Raw genomic sequence first — 11585 nt, 5'->3', positions numbered from 1 at the left:
TTCGGCGTTCGGCGTTCGGCGTTCGGCACGATAGCCTTGCCAAGGCATTTGTTGGGGGCGTCTATTGTTCGAGAGCGAGCGGAAAGTACGACGGCGTTGATGAAGTACCGCTACGGCGCGCGCAGCGCTGCCGGAAGTATGACTGCTGTGTCACTCACGCCGAATGTGCGAGAAGACAGATTCCAGATGCACCACTACCGCGGCTGCGCGGGGGACCCGCTTATGAGCTAGCGGTGTGAGCCGCTTTCTCTTGCTTACTTCTCTTTGCGGCGGCAAAGAGAAGTAAGTGCCCGCCCCGCACAGGGGCGACGCTAATAGACCAATAACAAATCAAGGAAAGGCAAAAAACCAGATCAAGGAAAGGCCAACGCCGTAGGCATACAGACGAACAAGCGCCGCACAAGCAAAACCAGCATCAAACTGCCGCAAACCCACCCACCCCAACCTTCCCCGGCGCAGCCACACCCACCCCTTTCCGCCCGGCAAAACCAGAACCAGAACCACTTCCCGTCTGAAACACAGCCACAGCGGAAGTCAGCCTCCTGGCCTGATCTTCCAGTGAACTAGCCGCGGCAGCGGCCTCCTCCACCAGAGCAGCATTCTGCTGAGTCACCTCATCCATCTGCGCCACAGCCAGGTTCACCTGATCGATCCCAGTACTCTGCTCGATAGCAGCAGCCGCGATCTCCCCCATAATCGAACTCACGCGAGAAATCGCTTCAACAATCTCGGTCATCGTCGACCCTGACCGTTCGACCAACTGCGAACCCGCCTGCACCCGCGCCGTCGATGCATCGATCAACCCTTTAATCTCCTTGGCCGCAGCAGCGCTTCGCTGCGCCAACGACCGCACTTCACTCGCCACCACAGCAAACCCACGCCCCTGCTCACCCGCGCGCGCGGCCTCAACCGCCGCATTGAGCGCCAGAATATTGGTCTGAAAAGCAATCCCTTCGATCACGCCGACAATGTCAGCAATCCGCCGCGAGTCGTCGACAATGCCATGCATCGTACCCACCACCTGCTCGGTCAGATCACCCCCCTGAGCCGCCAGGCTCGACGCCCCCTGTGCCAGCGAACTCGCCTGCTTCGCATTGTCAGCAGTCTGCTTGACCGTCGAGGTCAGCTCTTCGATACTCGCCGCCGTTTCCTCAAGCGATGCAGCCTGCTCCTCGGTCCGTTGCGACAGATCGGTATTACCCGCCGCAATCTCGCTCACGCCAGTATCAATAGACTCCGTGCCATGCCGCACGGCATTCACCGTCTCAATCAACGAGTCCTGCATCTTGCGCAACGCCGCCGCAAGACGCCCCATTTCGTTATTGCTCGTCACATCGATCTGGCTGGTCAGATCACCATTGGCAATCCGTTGAAACTGCGCGATGGTGGCATCGACCGGCGTGACAATCGCACGCACCATCACCGCCCGCCCGACCAGGGAGCCCAGCAGCGACACCACCATACCCACCGCCACCGCAATGCAGATCGCGTAAAACAGATCCTGTGCATCCTGATACCGCTGTTGGCCATGATCGAGTTGCAGTTTCTCGAGCGTGAGCATCGCCTTTTCGTACGCGCTATAAAGCGACGGCAGCTTGTGTGCCTGCAGTTGTTCAAACGCGTTCTTGTCGCCGGATTTAAGCGCGGCCAGCGCCGGCTCGACGCCCTCGTGCAGGAAGGTGTCGCGCTTATCCTGCATGTCCTTGATCAGGCGCTGTTCGTCGGCATCGGCGCCCGCGCGGCTCACATAGTGGGCAAGCCGGTCGTTCGATGCTTTCTGGTACTGATCAAAGCGCTTGAGCACCGCATTTGCGCCATCCTGATCGTTCATGTCGACCAACGATGCGTAGGTCGCCAACGCCAGGCGCAAGCGCAGCAACTGTCCGGCGCTGCCTTCAAGGTCGGCGACCGCCGGCGTATCCACCGTGTACATCTGCTGCAGCGACGCGTTGCTCGCACGCAACGACAGCAGCCCGGCGGCGGCGCCGACCAGCAGCACCACGCCGAAAAACGCAATCATCAAGGTAAGGCAGGTTCGAATCGACAGATTCTTCAGCATCGGGCTTGTCTCCATTGGGCCGCCTGACCGAATACTCAGAAAATCAGCCTCGGCCACGCGTGCTGCGCCCAGGCCCATACGGGCAGGTCCGCAACCTTTGTTTTGTTTAGAATTCAGGCGAAAGTCACACCAATGATCTACGGCGCGATTACAGAAAACTTTATGGTTGAGAGCGCATACGTTTGCGATACCTCAACATACGAGCGGAAGTCAGCGGCCACTCATGCAAGCGTTTTTGCGGGACTACCCGGGTGGTCGGCGGCCGGCGGTCAGTAGAAAGTGACGAGACACACGTCTACGGAGCATCTCCATGTCGGAAATAGGCTCAGCGCTGCTGGTTTTCGCTTTATTGCTGATTGGCGCCGGTCTGGGAGTGTGGGTGCGACCGCTGCTGCCGGAGGAGCACAAGGCTCACGAAACCGTACAACTCATTCAACTGGTTATTGGCATGCTGGTGACGTTCGCCGCTTTGGTGCTTGGGTTGATGACGGCGTCCGCGAAAGCCAGCTTCGATACCGAGTCGAATGATTTGCGCAGCTTTGCGGCTGACCTGATCGAGTTCGACACGACTTTGCGGCAATACGGCGGCAGTACGGACGAGGCGCGGCACCTGCTGGCCCAGTACACCGCTGCGGCGATTGCATCGACATGGCCCACCGAGCCGGCTCCGGCCGGAGACTACCCGAGAAACATCGGGTCGCAGGACAACTCGCAGCAGTTGGAGAACGTGCAGCTCGGCGACATGCTGACTGCGGTAGGCAGACAGTTGCGGCAATTGCAGACGCATGATTCGTTACAACAGCGCACGCTCGATGATGCGTTGAAGCAATATCAGCGAACTGTGGATGCTCGATGGCGGATCATCGAGGAGGCGCACAGTTCGATTTCCATGCCTTTTCTGATGACGCTGACATTCTGGCTGTGCATGATTTTTCTCAGCTTCGGATTGATCGCACCGCGCAATGCGTTGGCGTGGGTGACTATCTCTCTGGGAGCCGTGTCGATTGCTTCCGCCATTTATGTAATCGTCGATCTTGATACGCCGTTTTCCGGACCGATCGTCGTTTCCAGTTCGCCGATGCGAGATGCGCTGGCGCATCTCACGCGGTGAAGCCTACGTTCTGCCTGGCATCAAACTCAAAGATTCTCCTGGCGCGATCGACGATCGGCTTATCAACCAGTTTGCCATCCACCGCAAACGCTCCTTCGGGATGCTCGTTGCAAGCGGTCAAAACCCGCGCCGCCCAGCTGCGCTCTTCGTCGCTTGGCGCGAACCCGCGATTCACCGGAGCCACCTGCTTAGGGTGAATACAAAGCTTTCCGGTGAACCCAAAGCGCCGCGCAGTAGCAACCTGCTCCGTCAACCGCTCGGGGTTATCGAGCTCCAACGTCACGCCGTCGATTGGCGCAGCGAGGCCCGCATACCGCGATTCGATCACCATTTGCGAGCGCACGTAATCCAGCTCAACGCCCAGCCCTTCGATCCCGGCGTCGCCGCAAAAATCAACCGTCCCAAATGCAAGCCGCGCCACCGACGGCACCGCGGCAATCTCGCGCATCGCCACCACGCCCGCAACGGTCTCGATCAGCGCCACGATTCTTACCTGCGACGGCAACCGTGCCGCAACATCGGCAAGTTGCTGGGCGCTATCCGATTTCGGCACCATCACGACCGACGCGCCGGAGCGGCTCACCATCCTCACGTCTTCGGCATGCCACGGCGTGCCCACCGCGTTCACGCGCACAATCAGACGCGAACGGTCCGCTGTCATGAGCCAGCGCTGCAAGCCCTCACGCGCATGCTCCTTGGCAGCCGGCGCGACCGCGTCTTCCAGATCGATCACCACCGCGTCGGCGCCCGCGTCGAGCGCCTTCATAAAGCGCTCGGGCCGGTCGCCCGGAACGAACAGGTAGCTGCGTGCGTCCATGTTGCTCTCCTTCAGAAGCACGCGGCCAGGTGCTGCCTAGTTCGCGTGCCAGTCGAGTTGAAACGTTTCGGAATAACTGTAGCGATCCGCCGGGTGCACGCTGATCGTCAGTTCCACCAGTTGCCCACGCCGGTTCAGATAACGGCGGCACAACCACAGCGCCGGCGAACGCGCCTTTGCGTTCAAACGTTGCGCGAGCTTCGCCGGCATCGCGATCGCGCGGATTTCCTGCTGCACTTCAGTGATCTGCTCGCCGAACTGTTTTTCGATCAGCGTGTAGATCGGCACATGAGACCGGCCGCTCAGTCCCGTCAGCGATCGAAACGCCGGGTGGATGTACACCTCGGTGTGGCAGATCGGCTCGACGCTGCCGGGCGTTCGGCGAATGCCTTCGGCCAGCAGCCACGTTTCGCCCGGCTTCGCGTTGAGTCGCTCGAGCAGTTCCGCATCGTCGATCTCGATGGTTTGCGTCGAGGCAATCTCCAGCTCCGTGTCCGCGGTGTAACGGTGCAGATCGCTCAGGCGCTCCATCACCTGACGGTACGCGGTCTCGCTCTGCGTCGCCTTCACGCGGGTCCCGATGCCCGGCCGACGGTCCACGAGGCCGCGTTGCTCCAGTTGCTTGATCGCCTGCCGCACCGTGAACCGGCTCGCGCCGAACTGCTCGCATAACTCGAACTCGGTTGGCAGCAAAGCGCCGATGGGAAACCGCCCGTCCTGAATCTCGTTGAGGAGCGTCTGTGCCAGCTGCATGTAGCGCGGCTGTTGCCCAAGGACTGTCGTAGTGGCCATCTTGGTGTGCAATGAAGTGAAGGAGCGGGCAGTTGTACCCGCCCAGCCTTATTGCACCACACCCGCCTCCCTCAGCAAAGCAATCCTTTCGGCGTCATAGCCCAACTCGTCGAGCAGACGCTGGGTATCCTGGCCGATATCCGGTGCGGCGCGCATCGGCAGCGGCTCATCGACCCGCACCGGCGCCGCCACACCGCGAATCTTGCCGAAGCGCGGATGCTCCGCGTTCACCACGCATTCGCGCTCAGCGACGAACGGATTCTCCAGCGCCTCCTTGACGTCGAACACCGGCGCGGCCGGCACGCGGCCACCGAAACGCTCGAGCCATTGCGCGGTGGTCGCGGTCGACAGCACCGCGTCGAGTTCGGCCTGTACCAGCTCACGGTTGGCGAGCCGCGCCGGGAAGTTGCAGAAACGCGGATCGGTGACCCATGACGGTTTGTCGACCACTTCGGCGAGCACGCCCCAGAACTTCTCCTTATTGCACATCAGGAAGATCCAGCCGTCCTCCGTTTTGTACAACTGGCTCGGCGTGAGCGAAGGATGCGACGAGCGGTTCTCGCGTCCCGTCACCACGCCGCCGTTCAGATACCACGTTGCGACATAGGCGAGGTTATGCAACGCCACGTCGAAGAGGCTCACGTCGATATCGCGGCCCTTGCCCGAGGTCTTCGCATCGACCAAACCGGCGAGCAGCGCCATCGCCGCGGTCGTGCCGGTCATCAGATCGATGATCGACAGGCCGAAACGTGCCGGCGGACTGTCGGGCTCACCGGTCACCGACAGATATCCCGCCTCGGCCTGCATCAGATAGTCGTAGCCGGGCCACGCTGCGCGGCTGCCGGTACGGCCATAGGCGGATAGATGTGCGCAGACGATCTTCGGATTCGCCTCACACAGCTGGTCGTAGGTGACGCCCAGCTTCACTGGCAGATCGCCGCGCAGATTGTTGAACACGGCATCGCTCTTTGCGACCAGGTCCAGCAGCACTGCACGCGCTTCGGGCTTCTTCAGATCGAGCGTCAAGCTGTACTTGTTGCGATTGAAGGCTTCGAAAAAGTGACTATCGCCTTCGCCGAAAAAATATGGGCCGACCGCGCGGCCCACGTCGCCGCCGTTGCCCGGATGCTCGATCTTGATGATCTCCGCACCGAGGTCCGCGAGATGCTGGGTCGCGAACGGCCCTGCGCCGTACTGTTCGATGGCGAGCACACGCACGCCGGAAAGGGGCAGACTCATACCGGACTCCGTTCGATCAACTGCTTGGCGATGATGATGCGCTGCATCTCGTTGGTGCCTTCGCCGATCACCAGTAGCGGCGCATCGCGATACAGCCGCTCGACGTTGTATTCCTTCGAGTAACCGTACGCGCCGTGAATGCGCATGGCTTCGATGCTGTTTTCCAGCGCGGCTTCGGTGGCGAAGTATTTCGCCATGCCGGCTTCCATATCGCAGCGTTCGCCGCGGTCGTACTTTTGCGCGGCGGCGTCGACCAGCAGGCGGCCGGCTTCGGTGCGCGTCGCCATTTCGCCGAGCTTTAACTGGATCGCCTGGTGCTCACAGATCGGCTTGCCGAACGTCTTGCGTTGTTGTGAATAGCTGACCGATTCTTCGAGCGCCGCTTGCGCAATGCCGACACCGCGCGCGGCCACATTGATGCGCCCGAGTTCGAGGCCGCCGAGTATCTGCTGCAAGCCTTTGCCTTCCACGCCGCCGATCAGCGCGTCGGTGGGGACATGAAAATCGTTGAACGACAACTCGCAGGTATCGATGCCTTTGTAACCGAGCTTTTCGAGCTGCCGGCTGACTTCGAAGCCCGGGCCTTTCTGCACCAGCAGCAGACTCATTCCCTTATGACGTGGCTGCGCGGTGGGGTCCGTCTTCACCAGCAGCGCAAGCGTGTTGCCGTGCTTGCTGTTGGTGATCCAGGTTTTGTTTCCGTTCACGATGTACTCGTCGCCGACACGTTTGGCGGTCGTGCGGATCGCCTGTAGATCGGTGCCGCAGTCGGGCTCCGTCAGGCCGATACCGCCGCGCCATTCGCCGGTGGCGAACTTCGGCAAATATTTGCTCTTCTGCTCGGGCGTGCCGTTGCGTTGCACCAGCATCGCGAGAATCAGATGCGAATTGATGATGCCGCTCACCGACATCCACACACGTGCGATCCGCGCGATGATCTGCGCGTAGGTGCGAGTCGACAGACCCAAGCCGCCGTACTCGGGATCGATGATGCAACCGAACAGACCCATCTCCTTCATCTTCTCGACGATTTCTTCCGGATAGATGTCGTCGTGATCGAACTTGTGAACGTAGGGCCGCACTTCGGTTTCAAGGAAGCGGTCCAATGAGTCCAGAATCAGTTGATCGTTGTCCAGCGTGTCGAGTTCGGTGGCGGTCATGATGACGTCCTTGAAGATTCGGTGGATCCGGCGAGCGTGTCGGCCAATGTGCGCGCCGGGCGTTCGTCGAGCTGCAATACGGCCTGAGCGATCTGTTCAGCAGCGCTTCGGGATACGGTGCGCTGAGCGTTCGCGTAAAACTTGGTGACGATGTCGTCGTTGCTCACGGGGCGGTCGGCACAACCACGATTGATTGCTTCGCGATGCGCGACCCGTGTGCCGTCGCTGCGTTCCACCACGACTTCGCCGGTGTAGTGACGGGGGAAGGTCGAGTCCGGATCGATTTCGTAGTCGACGCGTGCGGCCAGCGCCAGCACGGCGGGATCGGCAAGGGCGGCCGGTTCGAGTTCGTCGAGCGTGAAGCGGCCTTTGAGTAACGCGGTGGCGACGATGTACGGCACGCTGAATTGCGCGTCGTAGCTGGTGACCGGTTTGCGCTTCGGCGCGAGCGGCTCGCAGACGACATCGACCGTTGCACGCGGCACCTTGGCGACTACACGCTTGATCGAGTCGAGCGAATCCGCGGAGAAGCGATGCTCGCGATGCAACGCGATCGCGGCATCGGCCACTGCGTGCGTGAAGTGACAGGCAGGCAGCGGCTTGATCGCGACTTCGTCGATTTGCCATGTGCTGCCGAGGCCTTCGGTCGCAAGCTGTTGATCGGCTTCGTCGAGAGGCTTGCCCAGGTGGCTGGCGTACAGACCGAAGCGTCCCTCGTAGGCCGAACGCGGGCCGGTGAAACCGTGCTTCGCGAGCATCGCGGCGGTGATGCCGGACGCGGCGGCGAAACCCGGATGAGCGCGCTTGGTCCACGCACCGTCTTCGAGGAATTCGAGGCTGCCGGCGGCCATTGACAGAACGATGCCTTGCGCGTGCGCCATGCGCGCTTCGTCGAGATGCAACAGACGCGCCGCCGCGACCGCGCACCCGAACGCGCCGACGAGGCCCGTCGGATGAAAGCCGGCCTGATGGAAGCCGCCCTTCGCGGCGGATGCAACGCGCGTCGACACTTCCATCGCGACGATGTAGGCGCTGAGCAGATCCGCGCCGCTCAGGTCGTCGCGGTCGGCGAGCGCAAGTACGCAGGGCAACGCGCTGGTCGTCGAATGGATCACGCCGCGTGAATGCGTGTCGTCAAAATCGAGGCCGTGAATCAGCACGCCGTTCATCACTGCGGCATCGCGGAGAGCGAGACGCCTGCCGTAGCCGATCACGGGCGAGGTGCCGCTGCCGAGCTCGGAGAATGCCGCCAGCGACACACCCGCATACGGATAACCACGCGACGCTATGGCGATGCCGACAGCGTCGAGAATCAGATGCTTGGCGCGCGTCTGGACAGCGCGCGGAACATCGCGCAATTGCAGACTCAGACCGAAACGCGCGTACTGATCGGAGAGCGTGACGGATGGATTAAGTGAAGTCATATCGATTTATCCTTGCTGCGTAGCGGGCATCGGATCGGAATGGGTGTCGAGGCTCGGCGAGATTTGCTCGAGCGCATGCTGATTGGTCTCGACGCGCAGCAGCAGAATGCCGACCACCAGCAGCGCCAGCACGCCGCTCACCATCGCCAGCACACCGGACACGCCAAACGAGTTGTAGAGCAGCACCGCGAAATACGGCGTCGTCATCGAGGCAGCGCGTCCGCATACGCCCGCTGTGCCGGTACCGCGCAAGCGCAACTCGGTCGGAAACAGTTCCGGGATGTAGGCAAACAGGCCGAGCGTCGCGACGGTGTAGATGCAGGTGATCAGGACAAAACCGACCAGGCTGATCGCCCACCCCGCGTGCATGTTCGGATAGACGAAGCCGACCGCGATGGTCGCGATCGCGAAGACCACGAGACCTCGCGCGCGGCCGAGGCGGTCCGCGCACAGAAAGCCGATCACCGCGCCGCCCGGCGCGCCGAACGCCATCAGCGTCGTGAAGCCGAGCGACTGCACGATGGTCAGCCCTTCCTTCACGAAGAAGGTCGGCAGCCACGCGACAAAGCCGTACACCGAAATGTTCACCGCGACTGCCGTCAAGGCGGCGACCAGCGTGCGGCCGAGCATTGCGTGTGAGAACAGGGCGGAGAACGGTGCTTTCGGCACCTCAAGACTTTCGGTGCGATCGACCGGCGGCAGCGGGCCCTTTTGACGCTGCACCTGTTGCTCGATCGCGGAGACCGTCGCCTCTGCTTCTTCGGCGCGGCCCACTGATTCGAGCCAGCGCGGCGATTCAGGCATGCGATGCCGCAACACCCACACGATGAGCGCGCCGACGCCCGCAATCGCGAACATATAACGCCAGCCGAGAAGCGGGATCACGACGTAGCCGACTGCCGTCGACACCAGCAAGCCGGAATTGATGATGAACGCGAGCAGCGCGGTCCACCGTCCGCGTGAAGCAGGCGGAATGAATTCGCACAAGGTGCCGGCTGCCACCACCAATTCGGCGCCGAGCCCGATGCCCATGATCAACCGCAAGGCGATCAGCCAGGTCATGCTCGGGACGAAACATGCGGCAATCGACGCGATGCCAAAGATCAGCAGGTTGGTCTGATACGACGAGCGGCGCCCGAAGCGGTCGCCCAGATAGCCGGCGAAACCGGCGCCGATCAGCATGCCGAGAAAGGTCACCGAGATGAACAGCGCGTTCAGCTTCAGATCGGAGAAGCCCGACTTCACCATCGCGCCCAGTGCACCGGCTGCGAGATAGATGTCGAAGGCGTCGAGAAAGGCTCCGGCGCTGATGAGCCCTAAAACCTTCCAGTGGAAGGACGCGATAGGCAGGCGATCGAGTCGCGCGCCTGAATTGACAATACCGATAGCCACCTTTGTCTCCTTGGTGTGCATGCGGCTCTGCTTGTGCTTGCCGCATTGCGACGCGTCGTTCGAGCGCCGCCGGGATTCGCGCGCCGTCTGCTCTTGCTGACAGGTCGGCGCCGGATGCTGCAGTTTGTTTTGTCTGGCTGCGTGAGTCGTCGGCTCGTTGTTGCAGCGATTCGAGCCGTGCAGGCCTGTCTCTCAGTCAGTCGCCTACGCCGTTGCCACGCGTCGGCACCAGGGCGCTGCGCACGAAGTCCATGATGGCCGTGCCGTCCTGCTTGAACGCGCGAGTCTGCACGGTGACGATGCCCTGCCCCGGACGGGATTTCGATTCGCGCTTTTCGAGTACTTCGGATTCCGCGTAGATCGTGTCGCCGCAAAACACCGGCGCGGTGAGGCGGATCTCTTTCCAGCCGAGGTTGGCGATCGCCTTGCCGCTGACGTCGTTCACCGATAGCCCGAGCACTACGGCAACCGTGAGGCCGCTATTGACGAGCAGGCGGCCGAACTCGCTTTTGGCCGCGTAGGCGGCGTCGCAATGCATCGGATGGAAGTTCATCGTCAGCAGCGAGAAGTGGATGTTGTCAGCTTCGGTGATGGTGCGTCCCGGCCGATGTTCGTAGATGTCGCCTACGTGGAAGTCTTCGAGGTAGCGGCCATAACTGGCGCGGATGCGGGTGGTTACTGCGACGTCGGATTCCATGCTCGTCTCCTGTTTTCGGGTAACTTGTACGTATTTGTTACTTTGTCCGTACAAAGTATGGATTGAGTATTGTCGGCGGAAGGGCGAAAGTCAAGACGGGTTTGTGGAAGCTGGGTCGCAATCCGTCGCAAACATGCCGCCGAGGCACGCTGGACCATGCTGGAAGGTTTACCCTCGGCGGCAGTGGAACGCTGTCCGGTAGCGTACCGATAGGCTAAATATCGAAGGAAGCGCTGTGTGAACAGGATCGTCTGCCGCCGTCAATCAAGCGCGCGAATTGCCCGTGGCTCAATAAAAAACCCCGCTCAAAAGCGGGGTTTTTTGCATTCACACGTCTAACGTCAAGCGTCAGAACGGAATATCGTCGTCCATTTCATCGAAGCCACCGCCGGCCGGCGCGCTCGGACGGCTCGAACCACCGCCGCCACCGCTGCCGCCACGTGAAGCGCCGCCGCCCGAGACCGCACGGCCGCCACCACCACCGCCGCTACGCTCCGACGGCTCACCGCGGCTGTAACCGCCCTCATCGCCACCGCCGCCCATTGCGCCGCCACGGCCACCCAGCATTTGCATCTGCTCGGCGACGATTTCGGTCGAATAACGGTCGGTGCCGTCCTGAGCCTGCCACTTGCGGGTGCGGATGCGCCCTTCCAGGTACACCGACGAGCCTTTCTTCAGATACTCCGACACGATTTCAGCAAGCCGGCCGAAGAACGACACGCGGTGCCATTCGGTTGCTTCCTTCATTTCGCCGGACGCTTTGTCCTTGTACCGATCCGTCGTAGCAAGGCGGATGTTCGCCACTGCGTCGCCGCTCGGAAGATAACGGACTTCCGGATCGGCTCCGAGATTGCCGACGAGAATGACCTTGTTCACGGATGCCATGAGTTTCTC

At 61.6% G+C, this 11585-nt stretch carries 10 protein-coding genes; 1 reads left to right on the top strand and 9 read right to left on the bottom strand.

Features of this window, described 5'->3' with window-relative positions:
- Positions 1–415: 415 nt before the first annotated feature.
- The gene (locus PQR53_RS32270) at positions 416–2059 is read right to left on the bottom strand and encodes a methyl-accepting chemotaxis protein (RefSeq protein ID WP_408463389.1); all 1644 of its coding nucleotides are present in this window, start codon (positions 2057–2059) and stop codon (positions 416–418) included.
- A gap of 310 nt (positions 2060–2369) precedes the next feature.
- On the opposite strand from PQR53_RS32270, the gene PQR53_RS32265 reads away from it, so the two are divergent.
- Positions 2370–3170, top strand: a complete 801-nt coding sequence (locus tag PQR53_RS32265; RefSeq protein ID WP_408463383.1) for a bestrophin-like domain — start codon at positions 2370–2372, stop codon at positions 3168–3170.
- Here PQR53_RS32265 and PQR53_RS32260 read toward each other — a convergent pair.
- The 8 genes from PQR53_RS32260 to PQR53_RS32225 form a co-directional block, all read right to left on the bottom strand.
- A complete protein-coding gene (locus PQR53_RS32260; RefSeq protein WP_408463380.1) occupies positions 3160–3987 on the bottom strand; it encodes an HpcH/HpaI aldolase/citrate lyase family protein in 828 nt (275 codons plus the stop codon). The genes PQR53_RS32265 and PQR53_RS32260 overlap by 11 nt on opposite strands.
- Before the next feature lie 36 nt (positions 3988–4023).
- A complete protein-coding gene (locus tag PQR53_RS32255; RefSeq protein ID WP_408463377.1) occupies positions 4024–4779 on the bottom strand; it encodes a GntR family transcriptional regulator in 756 nt (251 codons plus the stop codon).
- 48 nt (positions 4780–4827) lie between these two features.
- Entirely contained in the window at positions 4828–6018 is a 1191-nt protein-coding gene (locus PQR53_RS32250) for a CaiB/BaiF CoA transferase family protein (protein ID WP_408463374.1), read from the bottom strand.
- Entirely contained in the window at positions 6015–7178 is a 1164-nt protein-coding gene (locus PQR53_RS32245; RefSeq protein ID WP_408463371.1) for an acyl-CoA dehydrogenase family protein, read from the bottom strand. The genes PQR53_RS32250 and PQR53_RS32245 overlap by 4 nt, the downstream gene beginning before the upstream one ends.
- Complete coding sequence (locus PQR53_RS32240; RefSeq protein ID WP_408463368.1) at positions 7175–8602, bottom strand: MmgE/PrpD family protein; 1428 nt, start codon at positions 8600–8602, stop codon at positions 7175–7177. Before PQR53_RS32240 ends, PQR53_RS32245 begins: the two co-directional genes overlap by 4 nt.
- 6 nt (positions 8603–8608) lie before the next feature.
- Positions 8609–10015 (bottom strand): MFS transporter, encoded by a 1407-nt coding sequence (locus tag PQR53_RS32235; protein ID WP_408463365.1) that lies wholly within the window; start codon positions 10013–10015, stop codon positions 8609–8611.
- A 175-nt stretch (positions 10016–10190) separates the two neighbouring features.
- Complete coding sequence (locus tag PQR53_RS32230) at positions 10191–10691, bottom strand: MaoC family dehydratase (RefSeq protein ID WP_408463362.1); 501 nt, start codon at positions 10689–10691, stop codon at positions 10191–10193.
- 348 nt (positions 10692–11039) lie between these two features.
- The gene (locus PQR53_RS32225) at positions 11040–11576 is read right to left on the bottom strand and encodes a single-stranded DNA-binding protein (protein WP_408463359.1); all 537 of its coding nucleotides are present in this window, start codon (positions 11574–11576) and stop codon (positions 11040–11042) included.
- Positions 11577–11585 lie beyond the last annotated feature (9 nt).

This window comes from Paraburkholderia fungorum, assembly GCF_046027605.1.
GTDB lineage: Bacteria > Pseudomonadota > Gammaproteobacteria > Burkholderiales > Burkholderiaceae > Paraburkholderia > Paraburkholderia fungorum_F.
The sequence above is the reverse complement of the archived record's forward strand: the minus strand, read 5'-3'. Positions and strand labels throughout refer to the sequence as shown.